We start from the raw sequence: 24,947 nt of genomic DNA on the forward strand, positions 1-24,947 counted from the left end.
GACACAAGGCCGCTCCTACAGGTACAGCGCAGCATTTGGAATCTGCGCTGTACCTGTAGGAGCGGCCTTGTGTCGCGAAAGGGCTGCAAAGCAGCCCCGGCTGTTTCAGATCAAACCTTGAACTGCGCCACCATGCCGTTCAGGTCCACCGCCAACCGCGACAGATCCTGCGCCGCCGCACTGGTCTGGTTCGCCCCCGCCGACGTCTGCATCGCCAGATCACGAATGTTCACCAGGTTACGGTCCACCTCGCGTGCCACCTGCGCCTGCTCCTCCGAAGCACTGGCAATCACCAGGTTGCGCTGGTTGATCGCCGCAATCGCCTCGGCAATCACCTCCAACGCCTGGCCGGCGCCTTGCGCCACATCCAGTGTGCTGGTGGCACGCCCCTGGCTGCTGTGCATCGCCGTCACCGCCCGCTCGGTACCGTTCTGGATACCGGCGATCATCTGCTCGATCTCCGCCGTCGACTGCTGGGTGCGGTGGGCGAGGGCGCGTACCTCATCTGCCACCACCGCAAAGCCACGGCCCGCCTCGCCTGCGCGGGCTGCTTCGATAGCAGCGTTCAGCGCCAGCAGGTTGGTTTGCCCGGCAATCGCGCCAATCACATCCAGCACGCGGCTTATCTCGTTGGCATTGCTGGCCAGTTGCTCGATTTCGGCCGAGGTGCCCGTTACGTCAGCCACCAGATGCTGAATGGATGCCAGCGCCTGATTGACCCGGTCGCGGCCATCGCGGGTGGTCTGGTCAGCGCCCTTGGACGCATCGGCAGTGCTGACCGCATTGTTCGCGACCTCTTCGACGGCGGCGGTCATCTGGTTGACGGCGGTGGCCGCCTGGTCGATTTCCGCGCTCTGCTGGTGCAGGCCGCGGCTGGTGTCTTCGGTCACGGTGTGCAGCTCTTCCGAAGCCGAGGCCAGCTGGTCGGACGACGCGGCGATCTTGCGCAGGGTATCGCGCAGGCTTTCCTGCATGCGGGCCAGGGCGCGTAACAGCAAGGCTGGCTCGTCGCGCCCGGTCACGCGAATTTCCCGGGTGAGGTCGCCGGTGGCCACGCGTTCGGCAACCGCCACGGCATCGGCCAGTGGTACCACGATGCTGCGGGTGAGCACGGTGGCAATGGCGGCCAGGGCAAGCATGATGACCAGCAACGAGGCGATGATGGCGGTGAACGCTTCGTCGGCCACATCGCTGCTGCGCTGCGAGGCGTCTTCGGCACCCTTGCTGTTATAGCCGAGCAGGGCGGTCATGGCCTTCATCATGGTGTCGGCGCGCTGCGTGAGGGGGCCGCTGATCTGCTGCTTGGCATCGTCCATGCGGCCTGCGGCAATGTCCTGCAGCACTTTTACCTGCAGGTCGAGGTACTGTTGGTGTGCGTCATTGAAGGTGTTGAACAGGGCGCGGTCGTCGGCCGCGATGATGGTGTCGGCGTAGTCTTTCAACCCACCCTTGAGCTCGGCGTTGATGCCTTCGAGCAGCTGCAGGTTGCGTGCGCGCTCGGCGGGGTTGTCGTCCAGTGCGGCGCGCAAGGTGACAGCCCGTGCGCGGCCCAGGTTGCTGCTGATGTCACCCAGGGCTACCACGGCGGGCATCCAGGTGACACGGATCTCGTCGGTGGCCTTGTCCATCTGGCGGGTTTCATAGAGTGCGATAAGGCCCATGAACAGGACCAGGATGCCCAACAGGGCAAATACGCTGGCAGCGCGAATGCCGATCTTCATATTCCGTAACTGCATGGAATGCTCCTTGACGGTGGCGTGCAGGCCTCAGGAGCTTGGTCGGAAAGCCGGGTCACCGGTAGGGCGCCAGGCTCTTGATGCGCTGCGGATTAGTAGTGTTGCCTCACCCTCTTGAATACTTTTTTGGTTTGAATGATGCCATATGGCCATCATTATTGAACAGTCCAACAATGTAACGACATAATTGACAAAACCGTCGTTTATTGACGGTTTTGTCAGGATCTTGCTGTCAAACGATCGCAATCATCGGGTCGGCAGCAGCCAAGGCCACGGCACGATCAGCCGCTGGCGGGTAGATCCATACCGAGTTGATCTGGCGCTTGAGGTCCTTGCCTTCCTGGCCTTGCAGCTTCAGTTCGCGCTCCCAGCCTTCGCTGTACGCCGCGCCCCATTCACCCAAGTCAAGGCAGGTGACGTACTTCGGTTGGCGGTACACCACCGGTGCCACCCCAAGCAGGTCAGCCATGGCATTGTTGCCACTGTGGCGACCCATGGGAATGGCGTGCTGGCAAGTCATCAGGGCGTGGTTGCCGACTTCATCGACGGCGGCCCAGGCGGTATCACCGGTGGCGTAGATGTGCTGCTGGCCCACCACTTTCAGGTGGTCATCGACCTTCAGCCGGCCGAAGTTGTCGCGCTCACCGGCAACCTGTGCGGTCAGCGGGCTGGCCTTGACACCGACGGTCCAGATTACGGTGCTGCTGGCGATGTACTCGCCACTGTCGAGGGTGACGCCGCCTGCATCCACAGCCACCACCGAGGTATCGGTCAGCCATTCGACCCCGGCCTGTTCCGAGGCCGCAACGATCGACGGCTTGATGCCAGCACCCAATGCCGCGCCAATGCTGACACCACGGTCAATCAGCAGCACCCGTACATCGTCACCCAGGATGGCACGCAGTCGGGCAGGCATTTCGGTGGCGGTTTCGATACCGGTGAAACCACCGCCACAGACCACCACGGTGTTGCGGGCAGGTGAAGCAGGCAGGGCCCCCAGACCCGTCAGGTGCTGCTCCAGGCGAACAGCCGATTCCATCTGGTCGACATCGAACGTGTGCTCGGCCAGGCCCGGGACTGCCGGGCGCGCTACCTGGCTGCCGGCGGCGAGGATCAGGCGGTCGTAGGCGATCTGCTGGCGCTGGCCGTGGCTGTCGATGTAGCTGACGCTGCGTGCATCGGCGTCGATGGCCTCGGCATTACCGGTAATAAAGCGCACGCCCACGGCTTCGAACAGTTCACCCACAGGTGCCTTCAGGGTATGCGCGTTGGCTTCGTAGAAGCGCGGGCGAATACGCAGTTCTGCTTGCGGGGCGAGCACGCTGATGCTCAGGTCGTCGCGCTGGACCTGGTCGAGCAGGCGGGCGGCGCTCAGGGCGCTCCAGACACCGGCAAAGCCGGCACCGATGATGAGGATGTTCGATTTCATGTAGATGCTCCGCAAGGTTCGAAGAGGGCTTCGAGGACGGGTGGGCGTCGCTCGAATAACTACGACTGTATTGATCGTAGTTAATCCCTGCAAGTCTTTTTTCGGACACGCCGGTGCCTCGTGCCGCCTGAAAAGGGATGAGATGGCTGTATTTGCTGGCTCATAGGTGTGATTGGAACCGACAGGCGGCAATTATCTGCTTTGCCCATCCAATGCGATCAGCGTATTATTTGCGACAAGATTGGTCGGAGATTGATATGTCGCTCTACAGTGCTGGCGTCGAATATGGCATCCATTGCCTGCTGTTCCTGGTGGACGAACGTGGCGATTCACGCGAGTCCAGCGTGCGCGACCTGGCGGAGTTGCAGGGTGTGCCTCAGGAGTACCTGGCCAAGGTCTTTACCAAGCTGGCCCGTGCCGGGCTGGTGGCGGCTACCGAGGGCGTACGCGGCGGTTTCCGCCTGGCGCGGCCGTCGGACGAAATCACGGTGCTGGATATCGTCAATGCCATCGACGGGCCGAAAAAGATTTTCGACTGCCGTGAGGTGCGTGAGCGTTGCAGCCTGTTCGACGGCTCGCCACCTGGCTGGGCGACCGAGGGCACCTGCGCGATCCATGCGGTGATGCTGGGGGCGCAGAAGCGCATGGAGGAGGCGTTGGCGCAGCAGACCATTCTTGACCTGGCCCGGCGGTTTGGGCGCAAGGCGCCGGCTGAGTTTGGCCAGCAGGTGAACAGCTGGATGGGGGAGCGGCGTGAAGGTAAAGGTGGCGGGGATATTCCGGTCAGCCAGGTCTGAATGTGTAGCCTGTGTCGGCCTCTTCGCGGGTAAACCCGCTCCCACAGGTACTGCGTAGACCTTGAGATCACGCTATCCCTGTGGGAGCGGGTTTACCCGCGAAGAGGCCAGTACAGGTCAGCGTCCTTCATGTTGGCGCCGATATGCACCCGGCTGCACCCCCACCGCCTTGGCAAACGCCCGGGTAAATGCCGCCACCGACTGATACCCCACCTGCGCGCCTACTTGCTCCACGGTATTCCCCGCCCGCAGCAACTGGCTGGCATGGCGCATACGCAAAGCCAGCAGCACCTGCCCCGGCGATTGCCCGGCCAGCTCATTGAAACGCTTGAAAAACGCCGAGCGCGACAACCCCGTGCAGGCAGCCATGCTTTCCAGTGTCCAGGCCTGTCCCGGTTGCTCGATCAATTGCTCCAGCAAACCGGCAAACGCCGGCTGGCGGGCGAGGGCGACCAGCCCGCCCAGTGACTGCCCGGCAATTACCTGCTGGCGCAGCACGTACAGGAACAACAGGTGCGTCAGCCGCTCCAGCAACGTCTGCGACGGGCCTGCGGCACGTCGGCATTCTTCCAGAATCAGCTCGAACAGCGCCCGCGCCGCACTGCCGGCGGGGTCTTCGGCGCGCAGCAAGATCCAGTCAGCCAGGCCTTCGACAATCAGCGAAGACAGGCCGGACTGAAAGTGGAAGAAGCCGCAGACCAGCCCTACGCCGTCACTGGCCTCACTGTCCAGCGCCTGCATGGCCTGGCGCGGTTGGGCGCAGGCGTCGACCGGGTCCTGGTCGCTGGACAAGCGATAGGCAAGGTCGCGTAACAGGAATACTGCATCGCCCTTTTCCAGGCGCACCGGTTGCGCCTCGCCGTCGATGTGCAGCCAGCAATGCCCTTGCACCACCAGGTGGAAGCTGGCGCGGCCCATGCCTTGGGTGCTGGCGTGCCAGCCACCGCAGTAGCGCCCGACATGAAACAGGCTGGCATCGAGCTCCAGGCCCTCTAATAACCAATCGACAAGGTGGCTGGACGAAATCATCTAATACAAACACTCAGGAGCAAGGAAAGGCGACTGATGAATATGGAGGGTAATTCTTATAACCAACAGACTGTAGTGACCCCCATCAAAGGAGACCTCTCCATGTCCTCCCGCATTACTTTACACACCCTGCAGAGCGCCCCGGAAGCGGCCCGTCCATTCCTCGAGAATGCCCAGAAAAACTCAGGCTTCATCCCCAATCTGCTGGGTGTGCTGGCCAACGCCCCGGCGGCGCTGGAAACCTACGTGACCGTTTCGGCGCTCAACGGCAAGTCCGAGCTGAGCCTGGCCGAGCGTGAAGTGGTGCAACTGATCGCCGCTACCCAGCATGGCTGCGACTTCTGTGTGGCCGGCCACACTGCTGTGGCACTGAACAAGGCCAAGCTGCCCCAGGAAGTGGTCGATGCCCTGCGTGCCCGTGGCGAACTGCCCGACGCCCGTTACGAAACCCTGGCCGCGTTTGCCCGCGAAGTGATCGCCACCCGTGGCAATGTCAGCGAGGCCACCTACCAGGCCTTCCGCGCAGCCGGCTTCAGTGAAGGCAACGCACTGGAGGTGATTCTGGGCGTGAGCCTCGCAACCCTGTGCAACTTTGCTAATGTTTTCGCCCAGACGCCGCTCAATGAAGAGCTTGGCAAATACCGTTGGCAGCCTTCTGCGTAACCCACCCGTGATAGCGGCCTTGATGCGGTCGTTGTAGAAGCGGCCTTGTGCCGCGAATGGGCCGCAAGGCGGCCCCGGCGTTCCCAAAGGAGCAAGACCATGCAAGATTGCGCATTTCGTCACTGGCTGGATGCCAATGCCGAGGCCATCGACCGGGGCCTGTGCGAACCGCAACAGGTGCTGGCACAGATCGCCGAATCACAGCTGCTGCGCATTGGTGTCGACCCGGCCTTGGGTGGCACGGGCGGGCAGGTGACCGACGCCGTCGAGGCCATCGCCGCGATTGCCAGCCGTTCGTTGGCTTCAGCCTTTGTCTGCTGGGGCCAGCGTGCCTTCATTGAATACCTGTTACACAGCCCCAACCAGCCATTGCGCGAGCGCTTGCTGCCGCGCCTGTTGACGGGCGAGCTGGCGGGAGCCACCGGGCTGTCCAACGCCATGAAGTTCCTGTCCGGCATCGAAGCGCTGCAGGTGCGTGGCCGGCCGGTAGCTGATGGCTGGCACCTGGAGGGGCGCTTGCACTGGGTGACCAACCTGCGCAAGAGCGGCTTCGTGGTAGCGGCGGCCATCGAAGACGAAGCCGGCGGTGCGCCGTTCGTGCTCGCCATTCCTTCAGACGCCCAGGGCCTGACACGCTCCGATGACTTGCAACTGATGGGCCTGCAATCGAGCAACACGGCGGCGCTGGCTTTCCACCAGGTGCCGCTGGCGCGTGACTGGTTGCTGCACGATAACGCCCGCGAGTTCCTGCCGCGGGTACGCCCGGCTTTCCTGGCATTGCAATGCGGGATGGCCATCGGCTTGGCGCGACGGGCGCTGGAAGAGGTGCAGGCGCATCTGCATGGGCGTGCCTCGTTCCTCGATGAAGCCCGTCAGGTACTCAGCGAGCGCCTGGAAAACACCGTGAGCGAGCTCAAGCAGGGGTTGCTCGATGGCCGCTTCCAGCAGCAGCCAGCGGCTTTGTTCAAGTTGCGCATCACCCTGGCTGAAAGTGCCGCCGATGCCGTGCAACTGGAGTTGCAGGCCAGCGGTGGCAAGGCCTACCTCAGCGAATATGGCGAAGGCTTTGCCCGCCGCTGGCGTGAATCGGCCTTCGTGCCGATCGTCACCCCCAGCCTGGTGCAATTGCGCGCCGAACTGCAACGCCAGGCGGGCGCCGCATGAGCCACGTGTTGCTCGAAGCCCGCGATGTCAGCCTGGGCTACCCGCGTGAGGGTGGCTGGCAGCAAGTGCTGGCGCAGTTTGACCTGCAATTGGCACCGGGCGAAGTGGTGAGCATTCTTGGCCCCAGTGGCGTCGGCAAATCCAGCCTGCTGCGGGTGCTGGCGGGGCTGCAGCAGCCCCGTGGCGGCAGCGTGACCTTGCACGGCCAACCTTTGCAGGGGCCGCACCCACGGCTGGCGGTGGCCTTTCAGGACCCAAGCCTGCTGCCCTGGCTGAGCCTGGAGAAGAATGTTGCCTTTGGCCTGGACTTCGCCCGCCAGCCCAAGCTGGATGCTGCCGAGCGGCGCGCGCGTATCGACCATGCGATTGCTGCCGTAGGCCTGGCCCACGCCCGTGGCCAGTACCCGGCGCAGTTGTCCGGCGGTATGGCCCAGCGCACCGCGCTGGCCCGTTGCCTGGCCCGCCAGCCCGAAGTGCTGTTGCTGGACGAACCGTTCGGCGCGCTGGATGAAGTGACCCGGGCCGACATGCAGCAACTGCTGCTGCAACTGATCGCCACCCACAACACGGCGGCGGTGCTGATCACCCACGATATCGACGAAGCGCTGCTGCTGTCCGACCGGGTGCTGCTACTGGGCAACCACCCAGCGCACATCCTCGGCCAATGGCACATCGACCTGCCGCAACCACGCGCGCAGCGGGTTGAAGAACTGGGCGCCTTGCGTATCGAAATCCTCAAAACCCTTCGGCGGGCAAGCCGCACCGTAGAACCTACCCCAACCCCGTTGCCCTCGGAGGCTGTCCATGTGCATGGATGACTGCTGTTCCTCTTCTTCGCGTCGCGATTTCCTCAAGCTTGGCGCCATGCTTACGGCGGCGGGTGCGCTGCCATTGCTGTCGAGCCTGCAGGCGCGCGCTGCCGCCGAGCCGGACGCGCCGGTGCGCATCGGCTACCTGCCGATCACCGACGCCACGCCATTGCTGGTGGCGCACAACAATGGCCTGTTCGAGGCCGAAGGCATCAAGGCCGAGCGCCCGGTGCTGTTGCGCAGTTGGGCACAGGTGATCGAGGCGTTCATTTCCGGCCAGGTCAACGTCATCCATTTGCTGTCGCCGATGACGGTGTGGGCGCGTTACGGCAGCAAGGTGCCGGCCAAGGTCGTGGCGTGGAACCACGTGGGCGGTTCGGGCCTGACCGTGGCTCCGGACATCACCGACATGAAACAGCTCGGTGGCAAGACCGTGGCCATCCCGTTCTGGTACTCGATCCATAACGTGGTGCTGCAGCAGATGCTCAACGACAACGGCCTGACGCCAGTGTCGAAGCCGGCCAACGCTCAGTTGGCGGCCACCGAAGTCAACCTGCTGGTGCTGCCGCCCTCCGACATGCCGCCCGCTTTGGCCAGCAAGCGCATTGCCGGCTACATCGTCGCCGAGCCGTTCAACGCCCTGGCCGAGAACCTCAAGGTTGGCCGTGTGCAGCGTTTTACGGGTGATGTGTGGCGCAACCATGCGTGCTGCGTGGTGTTCATGCATGAGCATGATCTGAACAACCGCCCGGAGTGGTCGCAGAAGGTGGTCAACGCCATCGTCAAGGCCCAGCACTGGACCCGCGACCACCGCGCCGAAGCCGCTGCCTTGCTGTCCAAGGCCGGCCCCAACAAGTACACCTCGCATGAGCCTGCCGTGCTGACCAAGGTGCTGGCCCCGGCCGCCGAGGACCGTGCCGGCTACATTGCCAGTGGTGCCATTCGGCATCAGCAGTGGGACGAAAAGCGCATCGACTTCCAGCCGTATCCGTTCCCCAGTTACACCGAGGAACTTGTCAAACGCCTGAAAACCACCCTGATCGAAGGCGACAATGCGTTTCTTGCCGGGCTTGATCCGGCGCAGACTGCCCGCGACCTGGTCGACGACCGATTCGTGCGCAATGCCATCGCTGCAGTGGGTGGCCCGTCGGTGTTCGGCATTGCCGACAACTTCGAGCGTAGCGAGGAGTTTGCTGTCTGATGCGCACGCATGTCGTACATGCCGGCCTTGGCCTGGCCGGGTTGTTGGGTTTGTTGCTGTTGTGGTGGGCCGGTGTTGCCGTGTTCGGCCAGGCTGACGGGCTGTCGGCGCGCTTTTCTCCGGCGGCAACCCTGGCCAGCCTGTTCGAGTTGCTGGGGCAGGGTGAGGTCTACGGGCATATCTGGGTCAGCCTCAAGCGTATCCTGGTCGGGCTGTTGCTGGCACTGCTCATCGGCGTGCCGTTGGGCCTGCTGGTCGGCAGTTACCGGCACCTGGAGGCGGCAACCACCCCGGCGTTCCAGTTCCTGCGCATGATCTCGCCACTGTCGTGGATGCCGGTGGTGGTGATGTTGATGGGCGTGGGTGACCAGCCTATCTACTTCTTGCTGGCGTTCGCCGCGTTGTGGCCGATTTTGCTGAACACGGCGGCCGGGGTCAGGCAGCTGGACCCACGCTGGTTGCAACTGAGCCGCAGCCTGAGTGCCACGCGTTGGGAGACGTTGTGCAAGGTGATCGTGCCTGGGGTGATTGGCCACGTCCTGACCGGTGTGCGGTTGGCCATTGGCATTTTGTGGATCGTGCTGGTGCCGTGCGAAATGCTCGGGGTGAGTGCAGGGCTGGGGTATTTCATTCTCGATACCCGCGACCGGCTGGCGTATTCCGAGCTGATGGCGATGGTGCTGCTGATTGGCGTGTTGGGGTTTGTGCTGGATGCCTTGGCGCGAGGGCTGCATCGGCGCTGGGTGCATGGCTGAAATTTACAAGCCTGCACTCCCACCTGTAGGAGCGGCCTTGTGTCGCGAAAGGGGTGCGAAGCGCCCCCAGAATTTCAACACAAATGCAAAAAATGCTGGGGCCGCTTTGCGGCCCTTTCGCGACACAAGGCCGCTCCTACAGGGATCTTAGAGGGCCTGATTGTTGTTGCTGTGCCTGTGGGATCAATGCACCGTTTTACGCTGCCGCACACACTCCAGCGCCTGAGCGGTCAATTCATCCAGCCGCTCATCGCGCATCTGTTCGGCTTCGATCATCGCATCCTCACCCTGCTGGTTAAGCAGGTAGGTATGAATCTGCAGCACTTCTGCCGTCTGATAAATCGGCGCAATGTCCAACCGCCCGATCAGCGCACCACTGGCCTGTCCGGTACTGCTCATCAGTACCTGCGGCCCATTGGCGGCTACAACTTGCATGCCCATGGCCTCGAACCACGGCACCTGGCTGGCAAAGGCATTCAGTTCCACACAGGCATGGCATGCCTGCAGGTCGCCCAGCAAGGCGCGTGCGATGCCCTGGCGGCGGTGGCTGTCGCGCACGGCAAGAAATGCCAATGAGCATGCCCGCTCATCGTCCTCGGCCGGCAGCGACAGGGCAAAGCCCAGCAACTGGTCCGGCGCTTCGGCATCCAGCGCCAGGGTTAGCGCCACGGCCAGGCCACGGGTGCCGTCCAGCGCTTGCAGGTACTGGTGCACTTCCATACCAACGCCGTACTGGTACAGCGGGTACAGCGGGTTGTCGGCGGTGATGGCAACACTGCTCAATTCACCGACATTGTGGATCACCAGTTCGCGGATCTGGTTCTGGAAAGACTCGGGCGGCACGCTGTCGAGGCGGCTCAGGATGAACATCGGGGGGCAGGCTCCGGCGGGTAGGAATACAGCCCACGCCGTGTAGGCGCGGGTTGTACAGTCTAACCGGTTTTGCCCCATCAGCCTTGTGCCTGTAGTGCACCGAGCATCAGATCGAGGTTTTGCACCGCAGCACCCGAGGCACCTTTGCCCAGGTTATCGAACACCGCAGTGAGCAATACCTGGCCATGTTCGGGGTTGGCGTACAGCGCCAGGCGCAGGTCGTTGCTGTCGTTCAATGCTTCGGGGTCAAGGTTGGCCGCTGCGCCTTGTTGGTGCAGCGGCATCACCTGCACGTGGCGGGCCCCCTGGTAGTGCTGCTCCAGGCAGGCCTGCAACTGATCGGCGCTGACCTGGCCGGGTAGCAGGCGCAGTTGCAGCGGGATGCTCAACACGATGCCCTGGCGGTAGGCTCCATAGCCGGGCATGAACACCGGCCGTGCCGACAGCCCGGCGTGTTGCTGAATTTCGGGTACGTGCTTGTGCGCCAATTCCAGCCCATACATTTGCAGGATCGGTGCCTTGCTCGCGCCGGGGTGTTCGTGGCGCTCGACCGCCGCACGGCCACCGCCGGAGTAGCCGGAAATGGCATGGATGCCCAGCGGGTAGTCGGCGGGTAATAACCCGGCCTTGACCAGCGGGCGCAGCAGAGCAATGGCGCCAGTCGGGTAACAGCCTGGGTTGCTGACGCGTTTGCTTAGGGCGATGCGCTCGGCTTGTTGCTCGTCGAGTTCCGGCAGGCCATAGACCCAGCCCGGTGTGGTGCGATGCGCCGAGCTGGCGTCGATCACCCGCACCTGCGGGTTATGGATCGCCGCCACGGCCTCACGGGCGGCGTCGTCGGGCAGGCACAACAGGGCGATGTCAGCGCTGTTGATGGCCTCGCGGCGGCGTTGCGGGTTTTTGCGTTCGGCCTCGGGGAGGGTGAGCAGGCGCAGGTCGCTGCGGCCTTGCAGGCGTGCATGGATCTGCAGGCCGGTGGTGCCTTGGTCGCCGTCGATGAAAACAACAGGGGTGTGCATGGTCAGGGTCCGGTAGGGTTGGGATGACCTATGCTCGCCTGTGGCTGAGTTAATGGAAATTTGAATATCATGATGCTGATGTTCATGTTTCATGAATGAAAAGGCCAGCACAGACCATGCGTGAAATCAGCCTCGACCGCCTGCGCACCCTGGTGGTCATCAGCGACCTGGGTTCCTTCGCCGAGGCGGCTCGCCAGCTCAACCTGGCACCGCCCACCATCAGCCTGCATGTGGCTGAACTGGAGTCACGTATCGGTGCCCCGTTACTTAGCCGTGCCCGCGGCCAGGTGCGCCCTACGGCCATTGGCGAAACACTGCTGGCCCGCGCCCGGCGCTTGCTGGCCGACGCTGACCTGGCGCTGGACGAAGTACGCCGACAGGTCGAGGGGCTGACCGGCCGGGTACGCCTGGGCGCGTCCACTGGTGCCATCGCTCACTTGTTGCCACAGGCGCTGGAGCACCTGCGCGTGGAGCACCCGGGGATCGACGTGCAGGTCCAGGTGCTGACGTCCCAGGCATCGCTGGCGCGTTTGCGTGAAGGCGCGCTGGATATCGGCCTTGTGGCCTTGCCGCAAGTCGCCGGCAAAGGGCTGACAGTGACGCCCTGGCGGCGCGATCCGATCCTGGCCTACGTGCCGGTCGACTGGCAGCCACCGGCCAGGGTTACCCCGGCCTGGCTGGCGCAAAGGGCGTTGATCCTCAATGACAGCAGCACCCAGCTCTCGCGAGTGACAGGGGAGTGGTTTGCGGCAGCGGGGTTGTACCCCGAGCCTCGGATCGAGCTGAATTACAACGATGCGATCAAGAGCCTGGTCGGCGCCGGGTACGGGGCGACGTTACTGCCGCAGGAGGGCGAGGCGGCCGAGCTGGACCGGCGCATTGCACGCCGGCCACTGCGGCCTGGGTTGTGGAGGCAGTTGGGTATCGCTTGCCGGGAAGGCCAGGTTGAGCGGGCCACGGAGTATGTGTTGCAGGCATTGGAGCGGTTGCGGCAGTAGCGATTACCGGCTTTACCCTCGCTCTCGTGCCCGCACCACGGTCACCGTCTCGCCGCCCACCCCCCAGTTATCGGTCGGCACCTCTTCGATCACCACAAAGGTACTGGCCGGCGGTTTGCCCAGCACTTCCTGCAACAAGCGGGTCGTCCCCTCGATGAGCTGGCGCTTGTGCTCGCCAGTAACCCCTTCGTCAGTCACGCGAATATGGACATAAGGCATGGTGGTTCGCTCCCGATTCAGTGCCAGGTACCCGCGGTGCTCCCGCCATCTACGGGCAGGATGACGCCGCTGACAAAACGTGAATCGACCAGGTACAGCACGGCGTCCACCACATCCTGGGGCGAGCCGGTGCGGCCACTGGGCGACAACGCGCCCATCCCCTGCACATTGTCGCCATGCAGGGGGGTTGCGATGATCCCTGGCGCCACGGCATTCACCTGCACGCCGCTGGCTGCCAGCTCCAGCGCCAGGCCCTTGACCGCCTGGTTCAGGCCGCCCTTGACCAGTACCGGCAGCAGGGCTGGCACGCGGGTGTCCGGTTGCAGGGCAATGGACGCGGTGATGGCGATGATTTGCCCGTGCCCTTGCCTGGCCATGACCCGCGCCGCTTCCTGGGCCGGGTAGAAAAAGCCTTTGAGGTTGGTGCCGACCAGGGCGTCAACATCGGCTTCGCTGTATTCGGCAAAGGCTTTGGCAATGAAGATGCCGGCGTTGTTGATCAGGATGTCCACGCCGCCAAACATTTGCAGGGCGGTGGCGAACAGCTGCTGCGCCGTAGTGGGCTCGGCGATGTCGCCCGCCACGCCGATAAAACGCGAAGGGTTGCCTAGACGCGCTGCGGCCTGGTCCAGGCGTGCCTGGCTACGGGCGTTGCCGACCACGTTGTCGCCGCGTTCGAGGAAGGCCTCGGCCAGGGCGAACCCCAGGCCGCTAGAGGCCCCGGTGATGATGACGGTGCGTGGCGTGTTCATGTGCATGCTCTCCAGTGAAGTGAGCCATCGGCTCGGTGTGACGCCACTGTAGGCTGCCACCAGCACTTGAAAAATGAGGCGCAGGGCATTTCAATCGATACATCATGTAATCAATCGAGCCGCCATGACCCGCCATTTCGACGACGTTCAACTCGGCAGCCTGGAACTGTTCTGCCTGGCCGCAGACAGCGGCAGTTTCACGGCTGCCGCCACGGACGCTGGTGTTACCCCGGCGGCAGTCAGCCGCAGCGTGGCGCGCCTGGAGGAGCGCCTTGGGGTGCGCCTGTTTGTCCGCACCACGCGGCAGATGCGCTTGTCCGCCGCAGGCGAGGTCTATTACCAGCAATGCCGGCAGGCACTGGGGCAACTGGTCGAGGCCGAGCGCCAGGTGACGGGTGGGCAGGTTGAACCCAGCGGCCGCTTGCGCATCAGTGCGCCCACGCCCTATGCCCACCACCGGCTGTTGCCGCTGCTGCCGCGCTTTCGTCAGCGCTACCCGAAGGTGCAGGTGGATGTGCATGTCAGCAACCGCAATGTCGACTTTGCCGAAGAGCCCTTCGACCTGGCCATCCGTGGTCGCGAGCCGGCCGATTCACGCCTGGTGGCGCGCCGCCTTGAAGATGCCGAGCTGGTGGTGGTGGCCACGCCAGGCTACCTGGCCCGTGCTGGCACGCCGCAGGTGCCGCAAGACTTGCAGCAGCACGAGTGCATCCAGTTCGAAATGCCCAGCAGTGGTCGCCGCCCACCGTGGAGTTTTCGCCAGGATGGCCGCCACATCGAGATCGAAACCCAAGGCGCATTCACCTGCCTGGGCGACTTCCTTGCCACGGCAACGCTGGTGCGCCATGGCGGCGGCTTGATGCAGGCTTACCGCTTTACCGTGCAGGACGCATTGGCCAGCGGCGAGTTGGTGGAGGTGCTTGCCGAGTTTGGCGGGACGACACGGCCGTTCATGTTGATCTACCCGCATGGCCCGCACATGCCGTTGCGGGTGAGGGTGTTCATCGATTTTCTGTTTGCCGAAGGGGCACGGCCCCAGGGCTGAGCCGAGGCGCCGGGGCGTATGGCCGACTATGCTGTTTGCTGCGTCGAGCCAATGTCATCTCGATGACCCTTCCGGTTTCCCAGGAGAACACTCCATGAAATCCATCGTACTGCTGGTGATTGCTTCAGTGTTGAGTTTTGCCGCCCATGCCGACCCGGCAAGCAACTGTGCAGCCAAGATCAAGGAACTTGAGGACTTCCACAAGGCCAGTGGCCAGGCGATGCATGGCGGCGCGGCCCATGACTTCAAAGTCCACATGCAAAATGCCAAGGATGCTCAGGGCAAGGGTGACTATACCCAGTGCCAGGCCTCGGCGGACCAGGCCAAGACCATCTATAACAAGGCACGTAGCAAGTAAGCCTTCTCCGGCCTCTTCGCGGGTGAACCCGCTCCCACAGGTGCATCACCGGCTTCAAACCTATTGGCGATCCTGTGGGAGCGGGTTTACCCGCGAAGAGGCCAGTGCAGCATGGCCGCAGTGTCAGAACCAGCGGTCGTTCTTCTTCCGCCCCCGGGTCAGCGCCGGCAAAATCAGCCCCACCAGCAACCCCGCCCCGGCAATGCTGCCGCCATACACCATGTAGCGCATCATCACCTGTTTGTTCTCGTCACCCAGGCGTGCCTGGGTATCGCGCAGGTCCGACTGGCTCTGGTCAAGCTGCTCGCTCAGTGCCTTGTTGCGCGCCTCCAGTTCGTCGTTCAGCTTCTTGCGTGAATCCAGGGTTTCCTGCATGCCCTGCACGCGGCTCTTCCAGCTGTCGTCGATGGTCTTCAGCTGCCCGGTCAGCTCCGCGACCTGGGCATCGAGCTGTGGCAGGCGCTCGTTCTGCCCCGGCACGGCCTGCAGGTCGTTGCTGAGGATCCACACCACATCGCCGTTCTGCCCGCGCACCTGGCTGTAATTGCCCTGGCTGCCGATCAGGGTCAGCTTCTGCCCGGACTTGAGGGTGCCGACAATGCGGTGGCCATCGGTCGGGCCGCTGCGCACATAGGTGCTCAGGCTGTCGCTGACCCAGCGTGCGTCGCTGGCGGGCTCTTCGGCGTGCGCCGGTAGGGCGAGGGCCACCAGAGCGGCAATCAGGCCGCCGCGCAGGGCAGGGAGGGCGGAGGCAGTTGGGCGGGAATCGGGCATGTTGGGTCTTCGCTGAAACAGGACAAAAGTAGGCCCGGTGACTGGGCCGATGAACCGGTCGGTGAGTTGACCGTCAGCGAAAGACCGCTTTTTTGTAAGCAGGTTCACTACCTGATGTCGGAAATGTCTGCAGGATGTTGCAGAACCCTACCCAGAGCGCTTCCTCGACGATGACGCAATTGTAATGCGCCGATCACCTTGGCGTTATCTGCCGGCCGTCAATCTCGGGCCGCCGACACAATTATAAAGATGACGTTCAAGGAGCATCGGATGACCTGCAGATCACCCCTGAAACTGGCTGCGTGCCTGGCGCTTTCTGGCGTCGGCAACCTGGCCATGGCGGCGGACGACGCCGCAGAAGGTTTTATCGAAGGCAGCACGCTGAACGTGCTCAACCGCAACTTCTACTTCAACCGCGACAACCGCGATTCTGCGGCACCCACGCATCACCCGGACAAGGCATCTGACAACGGCTATTCCGAAGCCTGGGCCCATGCCGTCATCGCCCGTTTCGAATCGGGCTTCACCCAAGGCACTGTCGGTTTTGGCCTGGATGCGTTCGCCATGCTCGGGCTCAAACTGGACACCGGTGGCGGTCGCAACGGCGGGCGCAGTTCGTTCGATGTATTGCCGGTAGACCATGACGGCCAGGCCCGTGACGAATACACCAAGGTTGGCGGCGCGGCCAAGCTTCGGCTGTTCGACACGGTGCTGAAGGTGGGCGACGTGTTCCCGGCCAACCCGGTCGTGGCCGCCGGCGATTCACGGCTGCTGCCGGAAAGCTTCCGTGGCGTAACCCTGGAGAACACCATCATCAAGGACCTCACCCTGCAGGCCGGGCGCCTGCATGCCATGAGCCAGCCGGTGTCCAGCGACCTGCGGGAAAACTTCGCGACGTTCTACGGCGGCCCGGTCGATTCGCCGTGGATCGCCTATGGCGGTGGTGACTACACGCTCAACGAACACGTCAGCGTCAGCCTGTTCAGCAGCCGGCTCAAGGATGTGTGGAACCAGTACTACGCCGGCACCAGCCTCAGCTACCCGCTGAGCGATGAACTGGCCCTGATCGGCGGCTTCAACTATTACAAGGCGGTTGATGAAGGGCAGCAGCGCCTGGGCGCATTCGACAACGACATCTGGAGCGCCAGGCTGGGTGTGCGCTTTGGTGCCCACACCCTGGCCCTGACTCACCAGCGCAACAACGGTGACGACGACTTCGACTACCTGCGCCAGTCCGACTCGATCTTCCTGGACAACTCCATCCAGTACAGCGACTTCAACTCGCCCAAGGAGCGTTCGTGGATGTTGCGTTACGACCTGAACATGGCTGTTTACGGTATTCCCGGGCTGTCGTTCATGACGCGCTACGGTAAAGGCACCGATGCGGACTACTCCAATGCCAACGCCGTCTATATGCGCCGCGATGCCGACGGCAACCCGCTGACCGACCAGAAGCGCTGGGAGCGTGACATCGAGGTCAAGTACGTGGTGCAGACCGGCGCGGCCAAGGACCTGTCACTGCGCGTACGCCAGGCCACCACCCGCGCCACGGAGTTCGAGTCGGATCTGGACGAAGTACGGCTGATCGTCGAGTACCCATTGTCGATCCTGTGAATTCACCTGGGTAGCTTTAGCGCTCCTTTGGTTTGGGTGGATGTTTTGGCGCTCCGTATGGGGCGCTTTTTTTTGGTTGTTGCCTTGGGTGTTGCAGCGCCTGTGAGATCGAGCGCCGCCCGCGCGGCGCATCGCGAGCGAAGCTCGCTCCTACGTTTGTTTCGGGCCAGTTTTTCCTGTGAAATCTGCACGCGAACGCCTTGGCGCTTGACTCAATATCTCGTCGTACAAACAGAGCGGTCGCGCGCGCCTGCCACAGGTGTTACTGGCCCGAAACAAACGTAGGAGCGAGCTTCGCTCGCGATGCGCCGCGCGGGCGGCGCTCGATTTCCGCCTTGATACAAAACCCAAGGCAGGCACCTGCGAAACCATACGCTCTGGTTATCGTTTTGCCCTGGAAAACATCGCTTATCGAGGCGTGCCGCCGTTCCTAAACTCAGGTGGCGGCACCGATTCATCCGCTGTTTTCCACACAACAATAACCGACGGAATACCGCCAGCCATGATGACCTCGCCATTCTCGATCCCCGCTCAAACCCGCCGCATCGACCCCTCACGCCAACGCGCCGCCGCGCTCAAGGCCGATGGCTCTGTGGATGACAATGACCGCACGGAAATCGGCCCTACACCGCTGGCTTTCGCCGAGTGGGCCGCGCTCGGCCTGCAGGCGCCGCACTTGCCGACCCTGCGCGAATACCGCCTGCAACGCATTCGTGACCAGCTGGTGGCCCGCGACCTGGGCGGCATTCTGCTGTTCGACCCGCTGAATATCCGCTACGCCACCGACACCACCAACATGCAGCTCTGGACCACCCACAACCCTGCGCGCGCCTGTTTCGTTGCCGCCAGCGGCCATGTGGTGCTGTGGGATTTTCATGGCTGCGACCATTTGTCCGCACACTTGCCGTTGGTCAGCGAGCTGCGCAGCGGTGCCTCCTTCTTCTACTTCGAAACCGGCGACCGCACCGACGAGCACGCCCGGCGCTTCTGCGCCCAGGTCGACGAACTGCTGCGCACCCACGCCGGCAACAACCGCCGCCTGGCCGTGGACCGGATCGAGGTGGCCGGTCTGCGTGCCCTCGATGCCCTTGGCGTGCAGGTACACAACGGCCAGGAAGTCACCGAGTTCGCCCGCCTGATCAAGGGCGCCGACGAAATCCTGGCCATGCGCTGTGCGGTGGCGTCCTGCGAGGCCTCGGTTGCCGAGATGCGTCAGGCGATGCGCGCGGGCGCTACCGAGAACGATGTCTGGGCAGCCCTGCACAGCGGCAACATTCGCCGTGGCGGTGAATGGATCGAAACCCGCATTCTCAGTTCCGGGCCACGCACCAATCCCTGGTTCCAGGAGTCTGGGCCACGGGTGCTCAGCGATGGCGACCTGTTGTCGTTCGACACTGACCTGATCGGTGTTTATGGCTTTTGCGTAGACATGTCGCGCAGCTGGATCTGTGGCGGCCTGGAACCCACGGCCGAGCAGAAGCGCCTGTACCGCATCGCCCACGAGCACATCCACTTCAATGCCGGGATGGTCAAGCCTGGCGTACGTTTTACCGACCTCACCCGCAACGGCCACCGCCTGCCCGAACGTTGTCGTGAGCAGCGTTACGGTGTGATGTTCCATGGCGTGGGACTGTGCGACGAGTACCCGAGCATTCGTTACCCGGAAGACCTTGAGTCTTATGGCTACGAAGGTGAACTGCAGCCGGGCATGGCGTTGTGTGTGGAGGCGTACGTGGGGGAGGTGGGTGGGCGTGACGGCATCAAGCTGGAGAATCAGTTGCTGGTGACCGAGGACGGGTATGAGCTGTTGACCCATTACCCGTTCGAGGAAAGCTTTCTGCGCGATTGAACGAGTTCATGTACTTTGGGGCCGCAAAGCGGCCCCGAAATTCAACCCTGCCACCCACCTCCCAGTACCTTGTACAGCGTCACCCGGTTCTGCTGCTCGGCCAGCTCCAGGCTGATCAGCGTTTGCTGCGCCGAGTACAGCGACCGCTGCGCATCCAGCACCTCCAGGAAGCTCTCCGACCCTTGCTTGTAAAGCGCTAGCGACAGGTCATAGCTTTTCTCGGTGGCGCTGGTCAGGCCGCGTTGGGCATCCAGCCGCTCATTGATGTGCCCCCGCACGGCCAACGCATCGGCCACTTCACTGAAAGCGGTCTGCAAGGTCTTTTCATACGTGGCCACCTCGATCTCCCGATTGACCTTGGCCGCATCCAGTGACGCCCGGTTGCTGCCGGCATTGAAGATCGGCAGGTTGATCGACGGCGCAAAGCTCCAGGCGCGGCTGCCGCCACCAAACAAACCGGACAGCTCGCTGCTGGCGCTGCCACCGCTGGCGGTGAGGGTGACACTGGGGAAGAATGCCGCCCGCGCCGCGCCGATGTCGGCATTGGCGGCCTTGAGCGTGTGCTCGGCGGCCAGCACATCCGGGCGCCGCTGCAACAGGCTCGAAGGCAAGCCTGCTGGTACGCCGACCAACAGCGCTGCATCCAGGCGGGCATCGCCCGGCAACAGCGTGTCGTCCAGACGGTGCCCCACCAGCAGCTCCAGGGCATTGCGGTCCTGTTCCACCTGGCTTTGGTAGTTGGCGACGTCGGCCCGTGCAGACTCTACGGTACTCAGCGCCTGCGACAGGCTCAGGCCAGACTCGCCACCCAGCGCGTGGCTCTGTTGCACCAGGTCGTGGGTTTTCTGTTGGCTGGCGTAGGTTTGCCGGGCCAATGCCAGTAGCTGCTGGTCGGCCGCCAGGGTCATCCAGGCACTGGCCACCTCAGCCACCAGGCTAATCTGCGTGCTGCGCCGGGTCTGCTCCAGCGCCAGGTAGTCTTCCAGCGCAGCGTCCTTGAGGTTGCCGAGGCGGCCGAACAGGTCCAGCTCGTAACTGCTCACCCCCAGGCCGACGCTGTATTGGCTGCTGACCGCGTTATTGACTTCGCTTACACCGCGCTGGCGAGTGCCGTCGGCAGTGGCGGAAACGGACGGGAACAGCGCCGCACGCTGGATACGGTACTGCGCTCGTTGGTACTCGACGTTCAATGCCGCCACCCGCAAGTCGCGGTTGTTGGCCAAGGCCAGCGCCACGGTGTCGCGCAGGCGGGTGTCAACAAACAGGGCCTGCCAGGCAATATCGGCACTGTTGCTACTGCTGGCGGTAGTGCCCGGCCATTGTTCAGCTACGGGGGCCGCCGGGCGCTGGTAGTCCGGGGCCAGGTTCACACAGCCAGCCAAGGCCATGACCAGCACCAGGGGAAGAGGGGACAGGCGCATCAGGCTTCTCCTGCAGCAACGTCGGTGCGTGGGGCGTTGCGGCGCGCAGCCAGGCGCTGCACCAGCACATAGAACAAGGGGATGAAAAACAGGCCGAGCACGGTGGCGGCAAGCATGCCGCCCAGCACGCCGGTCCCGATGGCCTGGCGCCCGCCGGCACCGGCACCGCTGCTCAGGGCCAGCGGCAGTACGCCGAGGATGAAGGCCAGCGAGGTCATCAACACCGGGCGCAGGCGAATGCGCACGGCTTCCAGGGTGGCGGCCAGCAAGTCCTGGCCACGTTCGTAGCCTTCCTTGGCAAACTCGACGATCAGGATCGCGTTCTTCGCCGCGAGGCCTACGGTGGTCAGCAGCCCGACCTGGAAGTACACATCGTTGCCCAGACCACGCAGCCCGGTCAGCACCAGCGCGCCGAGGATGCCCACCGGCACCACCAGCATCACCGCGAACGGCACCGACCAGCTTTCATAAAGCGCCGCCAGGCACAGGAACACGAACAGGATGGAAATGGCATACAGCAACGGCGCCTGGTTACCGGCCAGGCGCTCCTGGTAGGACTGGCCCGCCCAGGCATAGCCAATGCCTTCCGGCAGTTGCGCCATGATCTGCTCGACCGCCGCCATGGCGTCGCCCGAGCTGACGCCACTGGCCGGCTCGCCAACCAGTTCGTACGAACCAAACCCGTTGAAGCGCTCCAGCAGCGGCGAAGCGGTGCTCCACGAAGTGCTGGTGAACGCCGACAGCGGCACCATGGCATCGCTGTCGTTGCGCACGTACCAGGCGCCGATGTCTTCGGCCAGCATGCGTTTGTCGGCTTCGCCTTGCAGGTACACCTTCTTCACCCGCCCGGCATCGACAAAGTCGTTGACGTAGCTGCCGCCCATCACCGTGCTGAGGGTGGCGTTGATGTCACTGGCAGCAACGCCCATGGCTCCGGCCTTGCGGTCGTCGATGGCAACGTTCAGCTGGGGCGTGTCCTCCAGGCCCTGGGCCCGTACATTGGCCAGGCGTGGGTCCTTGGCGGCAAGGCTGATGAACTGGTCACGCGCCTTGAGCAGTTCGGCGTGGCCCAGGCCTGCCAGGTCCTGCAATTGCACATCGAAGCCCGAACTTTGCCCCAGGCCCTGGATGGCTGGCGGCGCCATGACGAACACGTTGGCGTCGAGAATCTTCGACAATGCCATGGTCGCCCGGCGCGCCACGGCAGCGGCGCTGTGTTCGTCGCCCTGGCGTTCGCTCCAGTCCTTGAGCTTGATGAAGCCGCGCCCCGAGTTCTGTGCGTTGCCGCCATTGCCCAGGCCACGCACGATCAGGATCGAGGCCACTTCCGGTTGTTGCAGCATGTAGTCCTGCACCTGGCTGCTCACCGCCTGCAAGCGTTCGTCGGTGCCGCCCACCGGCAGGGTCATCTGCATCATCAGCATGCCCTGGTCTTCTTCGGGCAGGAACGCCGACGGCAGTTTCTGGAACATCAGCGCTACACCGCCCAGCACCAGGGCGTACACCAGCAGGGCGCGCAGCGGGCGTGCCAGCACCTTGCCAACCGCCTGCTGGTAACGCCGGGAGGTGCGCTCGAAGTGGCGGTTGAACCAGCCAAAGAAGCCTCGGCGCGGTTCGCCATGGGCTGACACAGGCTTGAGTAACGTGGCGCACAGGGCCGGGGTGAGGGTCATGGCCACCAGCACCGACAGCGTCATCGCCGCCACCAGGGTGACCGAGAACTGCTTGTAGATCACCCCGGTGGAGCCGCCAAAGAACGCCATGGGCACGAACACCGCCGACAGCACCACGGCAATGCCGACCAGTGCGCCACTGATTTCGCCCATCGACTGGCGCGTTGCCTCGCGCGGCGGCAGGCCTTTTTCGGCCATGATGCGTTCGACGTTTTCCACCACCACAATGGCATCGTCCACCAGCAGGCCGATGGCCAGCACCATGCCGAACATGGTCAGGGTGTTGATCGAGTAACCGAGCAGGGCCAACACGCCAAAGGTGCCCAGCAGTACAACCGGCACGGCGATGGCCGGGATCAGCGTGGCGCGCAGGTTCTGCATGAACAGGTACATGATCAGCACCACCAGGGCGATGGCCTCGAACAGCGTCTTGACCACTTCCTCGATGGAGATTTTCACGAACGGCGCGGTGTTATAGGCCACTTCGCTGCGCAACTGCAGCTTGCTGGGGAAGAACTGTTCCAGCTCGGCAAGCTTGGCCTGCACCGCTTCGGACACGTCCAGCGCGTTGGCGCCCGTGGCCAGGCTCACCGCCAGGCCGCCAGAGGGCCGGCCATTGTGCTCGGCGACCACGTCATAGCTTTCGCTACCCAGCTCGACGCGGGCCACGTCCGCCAGCGTCACCACCGCGCCAGCGCTGTTGTGCTTGAGCACCAGCTCGCGGAACTGCGCGGCGGTCTGCAGCTTGCTGCGGGCGTTGATGGTGGCGTTCAGCTGTTGGCCGGCGCGGGCGGGCAGGGCGCCCAACTGGCCGGCTGAGGTGTCGACGTTCTGCGCTTCCAGGGCGCTGCTCACGTCCGAGGGCATCAGCGCGTACTGCTTGAGTTTGTCCGGGTCGAGCCAGATGCGCATGGCGTAGCTTGAGCCCAGGGTAGTCACCTGACCGACGCCGCTGACCCGGCTGATCTGGTCGTACAGGGTGCTGGAGATGAAGTCGCTGATATCGGTGGCGCTGACGTCGGGGTTGTCCGACACCAGCGACAGGATGATCAGGAAGTCGCTGGCCGAGTTGTGAATCTCGATGCCTTGCTGCTGCACGGCTTCGGGCAGCCGCGCCTTGGCCTGCTCCAGCTTGGTTTGCACCAGCATCTGCGCGGTATTGATGTCGGTGCCGGCCTCGAAGGTGAGGGTGATCGAGGCACTGCCCGCCGAACTGCTGCTGGACGACATGTAAGTGAGGCCGTCCAGGCCGGTCATCTGCTGCTCGATCACCTGGGTGACCGAGTCCTCCATGGTCTTGGCCGAGGCGCCGGTGTAGGTGGCGCTAAGGCTGATCTGCGGCGGGGCGATATTGGGGTATTGCGCCAGCGGCAGCTGGAAGATAGCCAGGCCGCCACCGAGCATCACCAGGATGGCGATCACCCAGGCGAAGATTGGCCGGTCGATAAAGAAGCGTGCCATGTCATTCGCCTCGCGCGCTGTCGTTGCGGGCGGTCAGGGCGTTGTCCCGCACCTGGACTTGCTGGCCAACGCGCACCTTTTGCAGGCCCTGGACGATCAACTGGTCGCCAGCGGCCAGGCCTTGGCTGACCCACCAGCGGTTGCCCACTGCGCGAGCCAGGGTCAGTTCGCGTTGCTGTACCTTGCCGTCGACCACTACCAGGGCGGTAGCATCGCCGCGCTCGTCGCGGCTCACGCCCTGTTGCGGTACCAGGATGGCATCCGCTTGTACGCCTTCCTGCACGGTGGCCTTGAGGTACATGCCCGGCATCAGCAGGCCATCGGGGTTGGGTACCACGGCGCGGAAGGTCACGCTGCCGGTGCTTTCATCCACGCTCACGCCGTTGAAAGTAAGGGTGCCGGCATGGGGGTAGGTGCTGCCGTCTTCCAGTTCCAGGCTGATACGGGTGGCGTCCTGCTGCGTGCTGGGCGCCAGCTTGCCTTCGGCCAGTTCGCGTTTCAGGCGCAGCAGGGTGCTGCTGGGCTGGGTGAAGTCGACGTAGATCGGGTCCAGTTGCTGCACGGTGGTCAGTGCGGTGGTCTGCTCGGCGGTGACCAGTGCGCCGGGGGTCACCGACGAGGTGGCCGTGCGCCCATCGATCGGCGCATTGATGCGGGTGTAGTCCAGGTTGATACGCGCGGAGCGCTGCGCAGCCTGGGCCGATTGCAGGCTGGCGCGGGCTTCGAGCAGGGAGGCCTGGGCGCTTTCGTTGTCTTCGGCGCTGATGGCGTCGATCTTCACCAGTTGGGCATCGCGCTTGGCCTTCAGCTCGGCGGCCTTGAGGGTGGCGCGTGCTGAACTGACCGTGGCCTCGGCCTGGGCCAGCGTGGCCTGGTAAGGCTGCGGGTCGATCTGGTACAGCGCCTGGCCGGCCTTGACCGTATCGCCCTCGTTGAACAGGCGCTTCTGGATGATGCCGCCGACCTGTGGGCGAATCTCTGCAATCAGGTGAGCACTGGCGCGACCGGGCAGGGTGGTGGTCAAGGTTTGGGCGGCAGTGGTCACCTCGTAGACAGCAACTTCCTGTACGGGGGGCGCTGCGGCGCCCGTTTCGGCTTCACGGCAGCCTCCAATGACCAGCAGGCCGGCGCCCAGCAACAAGGCACGCGCCAGGGGCGAACGGGCGAACATCAGGGAGTGGAATAAAGTAGGCATCGCAGGCTCCGAGCCAAGGGATTTCGATGGCGCCAGCGTGCGCGGCAATTGTGCAGGCAATGTGCAGAAAGCATGGAGATTGCCCGCCGAGCCTTGCGGCACATGGGCCTGCA

22 protein-coding genes are annotated in these 24,947 nt (G+C 63.8%); 11 read left to right on the plus strand and 11 right to left on the minus strand.

The genetic code is table 11. The features are described 5' to 3' along the window. Window positions 1–110: 110 nt before the first annotated feature. The gene (locus QQ992_RS10945; protein ID WP_286113362.1) at window positions 111–1,736 is read right to left on the minus strand and encodes a methyl-accepting chemotaxis protein; all 1,626 of its coding nucleotides are present in this window, start codon (window positions 1,734–1,736) and stop codon (window positions 111–113) included. A 232-nt stretch (window positions 1,737–1,968) separates the two neighbouring features. Further along, window positions 1,969–3,165, minus strand: a complete 1,197-nt coding sequence (locus tag QQ992_RS10950; RefSeq protein WP_286113363.1) for an NAD(P)/FAD-dependent oxidoreductase — start codon at window positions 3,163–3,165, stop codon at window positions 1,969–1,971. A gap of 257 nt (window positions 3,166–3,422) precedes the next feature. Here QQ992_RS10950 and QQ992_RS10955 point away from each other — a divergent pair, with 257 nt between their 5' ends. Continuing rightward, complete coding sequence (locus QQ992_RS10955; RefSeq protein ID WP_060497076.1) at window positions 3,423–3,962, plus strand: RrF2 family transcriptional regulator; 540 nt, start codon at window positions 3,423–3,425, stop codon at window positions 3,960–3,962. 117 nt (window positions 3,963–4,079) lie between these two features. Here the strand turns inward: QQ992_RS10955 and QQ992_RS10960 are convergent, their stop codons facing one another. After that, the gene (locus QQ992_RS10960) at window positions 4,080–4,991 is read right to left on the minus strand and encodes an AraC family transcriptional regulator (RefSeq protein WP_286113364.1); all 912 of its coding nucleotides are present in this window, start codon (window positions 4,989–4,991) and stop codon (window positions 4,080–4,082) included. A gap of 102 nt (window positions 4,992–5,093) precedes the next feature. Here QQ992_RS10960 and QQ992_RS10965 point away from each other — a divergent pair, with 102 nt between their 5' ends. The 5 genes from QQ992_RS10965 (at window position 5,094) to QQ992_RS10985 (ending at window position 9,583) form a co-directional block, all read left to right on the plus strand. Beyond that, window positions 5,094–5,654, plus strand: a complete 561-nt coding sequence (locus QQ992_RS10965; protein ID WP_025754491.1) for a carboxymuconolactone decarboxylase family protein — start codon at window positions 5,094–5,096, stop codon at window positions 5,652–5,654. A gap of 99 nt (window positions 5,655–5,753) precedes the next feature. Continuing rightward, the gene (locus QQ992_RS10970; RefSeq protein ID WP_286113365.1) at window positions 5,754–6,818 is read left to right on the plus strand and encodes an acyl-CoA dehydrogenase family protein; all 1,065 of its coding nucleotides are present in this window, start codon (window positions 5,754–5,756) and stop codon (window positions 6,816–6,818) included. Next, window positions 6,815–7,636, plus strand: coding sequence for an ABC transporter ATP-binding protein (locus QQ992_RS10975; RefSeq protein WP_025754489.1), 822 nt, complete (start codon window positions 6,815–6,817; stop codon window positions 7,634–7,636). The genes QQ992_RS10970 and QQ992_RS10975 overlap by 4 nt, the downstream gene beginning before the upstream one ends. After that, a complete protein-coding gene (locus QQ992_RS10980) occupies window positions 7,623–8,828 on the plus strand; it encodes an ABC transporter substrate-binding protein (RefSeq protein ID WP_286113366.1) in 1,206 nt (401 codons plus the stop codon). Before QQ992_RS10975 ends, QQ992_RS10980 begins: the two co-directional genes overlap by 14 nt. Continuing rightward, entirely contained in the window at window positions 8,828–9,583 is a 756-nt protein-coding gene (locus QQ992_RS10985) for an ABC transporter permease (protein WP_105948824.1), read from the plus strand. Before QQ992_RS10980 ends, QQ992_RS10985 begins: the two co-directional genes overlap by 1 nt. 183 nt (window positions 9,584–9,766) lie before the next feature. Here QQ992_RS10985 and QQ992_RS10990 read toward each other — a convergent pair whose 3' ends face one another. Continuing rightward, window positions 9,767–10,453, minus strand: coding sequence for a GNAT family N-acetyltransferase (locus tag QQ992_RS10990; protein WP_286113367.1), 687 nt, complete (start codon window positions 10,451–10,453; stop codon window positions 9,767–9,769). Between the two features lie 80 nt (window positions 10,454–10,533). Further along, window positions 10,534–11,475 carry an N-acetyl-gamma-glutamyl-phosphate reductase gene (gene argC, locus QQ992_RS10995; RefSeq protein ID WP_286113368.1) on the minus strand — a complete coding sequence of 314 codons (942 nt, stop codon included), beginning with the start codon at window positions 11,473–11,475 and terminating at the stop codon, window positions 10,534–10,536. Window positions 11,476–11,591: 116 nt separating this feature from the next. Here argC and QQ992_RS11000 point away from each other — a divergent pair, with 116 nt between their 5' ends. Beyond that, entirely contained in the window at window positions 11,592–12,473 is an 882-nt protein-coding gene (locus QQ992_RS11000) for a LysR family transcriptional regulator (protein WP_286113369.1), read from the plus strand. A gap of 12 nt (window positions 12,474–12,485) precedes the next feature. Here the strand turns inward: QQ992_RS11000 and QQ992_RS11005 are convergent, their stop codons facing one another. Together QQ992_RS11005 and QQ992_RS11010 are read right to left on the minus strand one after the other, a co-directional pair. Next, a complete protein-coding gene (locus QQ992_RS11005) occupies window positions 12,486–12,692 on the minus strand; it encodes a tautomerase family protein (protein WP_350157457.1) in 207 nt (68 codons plus the stop codon). A gap of 17 nt (window positions 12,693–12,709) precedes the next feature. Further along, on the minus strand, window positions 12,710–13,444 hold the full coding sequence (locus tag QQ992_RS11010) for an SDR family NAD(P)-dependent oxidoreductase (RefSeq protein ID WP_286113370.1): 735 nt from the start codon (window positions 13,442–13,444) through the stop codon (window positions 12,710–12,712). Between the two features lie 124 nt (window positions 13,445–13,568). Here QQ992_RS11010 and QQ992_RS11015 point away from each other — a divergent pair, with 124 nt between their 5' ends. Together QQ992_RS11015 and QQ992_RS11020 are read left to right on the plus strand one after the other, a co-directional pair. Next, a complete protein-coding gene (locus QQ992_RS11015; protein ID WP_286113371.1) occupies window positions 13,569–14,489 on the plus strand; it encodes a LysR family transcriptional regulator in 921 nt (306 codons plus the stop codon). Window positions 14,490–14,583: 94 nt separating this feature from the next. Then, the gene (locus QQ992_RS11020) at window positions 14,584–14,847 is read left to right on the plus strand and encodes a PA2433 domain-containing protein (protein WP_286113372.1); all 264 of its coding nucleotides are present in this window, start codon (window positions 14,584–14,586) and stop codon (window positions 14,845–14,847) included. Window positions 14,848–14,970: 123 nt separating this feature from the next. On the opposite strand, the gene QQ992_RS11025 is transcribed toward QQ992_RS11020, so the two are convergent. After that, window positions 14,971–15,621, minus strand: coding sequence for a TIGR04211 family SH3 domain-containing protein (locus tag QQ992_RS11025; RefSeq protein ID WP_286113373.1), 651 nt, complete (start codon window positions 15,619–15,621; stop codon window positions 14,971–14,973). A 270-nt stretch (window positions 15,622–15,891) separates the two neighbouring features. Between QQ992_RS11025 and QQ992_RS11030 the strand changes: the two genes are divergently transcribed. Further along, entirely contained in the window at window positions 15,892–17,235 is a 1,344-nt protein-coding gene (locus QQ992_RS11030; protein ID WP_286113374.1) for an OprD family porin, read from the plus strand. A 502-nt stretch (window positions 17,236–17,737) separates the two neighbouring features. Further along, window positions 17,738–19,084, plus strand: a complete 1,347-nt coding sequence (dddP, locus tag QQ992_RS11035; RefSeq protein WP_286113375.1) for a dimethylsulfonioproprionate lyase DddP — start codon at window positions 17,738–17,740, stop codon at window positions 19,082–19,084. A 41-nt stretch (window positions 19,085–19,125) separates the two neighbouring features. Here dddP and QQ992_RS11040 read toward each other — a convergent pair whose 3' ends face one another. From QQ992_RS11040 to QQ992_RS11050, 3 genes are read right to left on the minus strand one after another with little or no spacing between them, the layout of a single operon-like run. Continuing rightward, window positions 19,126–20,505 carry an efflux transporter outer membrane subunit gene (locus QQ992_RS11040; protein WP_286113376.1) on the minus strand — a complete coding sequence of 460 codons (1,380 nt, stop codon included), beginning with the start codon at window positions 20,503–20,505 and terminating at the stop codon, window positions 19,126–19,128. Next, the gene (locus tag QQ992_RS11045; protein WP_286113377.1) at window positions 20,505–23,639 is read right to left on the minus strand and encodes an efflux RND transporter permease subunit; all 3,135 of its coding nucleotides are present in this window, start codon (window positions 23,637–23,639) and stop codon (window positions 20,505–20,507) included. The genes QQ992_RS11040 and QQ992_RS11045 overlap by 1 nt, the downstream gene beginning before the upstream one ends. 1 nt (window position 23,640) lies before the next feature. Beyond that, window positions 23,641–24,834: an efflux RND transporter periplasmic adaptor subunit gene (locus QQ992_RS11050; protein ID WP_286113378.1), complete on the minus strand. Its 1,194-nt coding sequence runs from the start codon at window positions 24,832–24,834 to the stop codon at window positions 23,641–23,643. Between the last annotated feature and the right edge of the window lie 113 nt (window positions 24,835–24,947).

Source organism: Pseudomonas kurunegalensis, from assembly GCF_030291635.1.
Classification (GTDB): Bacteria; Pseudomonadota; Gammaproteobacteria; order Pseudomonadales; family Pseudomonadaceae; genus Aquipseudomonas; species Aquipseudomonas monteilii.

Bases quoted from the DNA above. Each gene is read 5' to 3' on its own strand.
- QQ992_RS10945 (WP_286113362.1), bottom strand. From the start codon at position 1,736: ATGCAGTTACGGAATATGAAGATCGGCATTCGCGCTGCCAGCGTATTT.
- QQ992_RS10950 (WP_286113363.1), bottom strand. From the start codon at position 3,165: ATGAAATCGAACATCCTCATCATCGGTGCCGGCTTTGCCGGTGTCTGG.
- QQ992_RS10955 (WP_060497076.1), top strand. From the start codon at position 3,423: ATGTCGCTCTACAGTGCTGGCGTCGAATATGGCATCCATTGCCTGCTG.
- QQ992_RS10960 (WP_286113364.1), bottom strand. From the start codon at position 4,991: ATGATTTCGTCCAGCCACCTTGTCGATTGGTTATTAGAGGGCCTGGAG.
- QQ992_RS10965 (WP_025754491.1), top strand. From the start codon at position 5,094: ATGTCCTCCCGCATTACTTTACACACCCTGCAGAGCGCCCCGGAAGCG.
- QQ992_RS10970 (WP_286113365.1), top strand. From the start codon at position 5,754: ATGCAAGATTGCGCATTTCGTCACTGGCTGGATGCCAATGCCGAGGCC.
- QQ992_RS10975 (WP_025754489.1), top strand. From the start codon at position 6,815: ATGAGCCACGTGTTGCTCGAAGCCCGCGATGTCAGCCTGGGCTACCCG.
- QQ992_RS10980 (WP_286113366.1), top strand. From the start codon at position 7,623: ATGTGCATGGATGACTGCTGTTCCTCTTCTTCGCGTCGCGATTTCCTC.
- QQ992_RS10985 (WP_105948824.1), top strand. From the start codon at position 8,828: ATGCGCACGCATGTCGTACATGCCGGCCTTGGCCTGGCCGGGTTGTTG.
- QQ992_RS10990 (WP_286113367.1), bottom strand. From the start codon at position 10,453: ATGTTCATCCTGAGCCGCCTCGACAGCGTGCCGCCCGAGTCTTTCCAG.
- argC (WP_286113368.1), bottom strand. From the start codon at position 11,475: ATGCACACCCCTGTTGTTTTCATCGACGGCGACCAAGGCACCACCGGC.
- QQ992_RS11000 (WP_286113369.1), top strand. From the start codon at position 11,592: ATGCGTGAAATCAGCCTCGACCGCCTGCGCACCCTGGTGGTCATCAGC.
- QQ992_RS11005 (WP_350157457.1), bottom strand. From the start codon at position 12,692: ATGCCTTATGTCCATATTCGCGTGACTGACGAAGGGGTTACTGGCGAG.
- QQ992_RS11010 (WP_286113370.1), bottom strand. From the start codon at position 13,444: ATGAACACGCCACGCACCGTCATCATCACCGGGGCCTCTAGCGGCCTG.
- QQ992_RS11015 (WP_286113371.1), top strand. From the start codon at position 13,569: ATGACCCGCCATTTCGACGACGTTCAACTCGGCAGCCTGGAACTGTTC.
- QQ992_RS11020 (WP_286113372.1), top strand. From the start codon at position 14,584: ATGAAATCCATCGTACTGCTGGTGATTGCTTCAGTGTTGAGTTTTGCC.
- QQ992_RS11025 (WP_286113373.1), bottom strand. From the start codon at position 15,621: ATGCCCGATTCCCGCCCAACTGCCTCCGCCCTCCCTGCCCTGCGCGGC.
- QQ992_RS11030 (WP_286113374.1), top strand. From the start codon at position 15,892: ATGACCTGCAGATCACCCCTGAAACTGGCTGCGTGCCTGGCGCTTTCT.
- dddP (WP_286113375.1), top strand. From the start codon at position 17,738: ATGATGACCTCGCCATTCTCGATCCCCGCTCAAACCCGCCGCATCGAC.
- QQ992_RS11040 (WP_286113376.1), bottom strand. From the start codon at position 20,505: ATGCGCCTGTCCCCTCTTCCCCTGGTGCTGGTCATGGCCTTGGCTGGC.
- QQ992_RS11045 (WP_286113377.1), bottom strand. From the start codon at position 23,639: ATGGCACGCTTCTTTATCGACCGGCCAATCTTCGCCTGGGTGATCGCC.
- QQ992_RS11050 (WP_286113378.1), bottom strand. From the start codon at position 24,834: ATGCCTACTTTATTCCACTCCCTGATGTTCGCCCGTTCGCCCCTGGCG.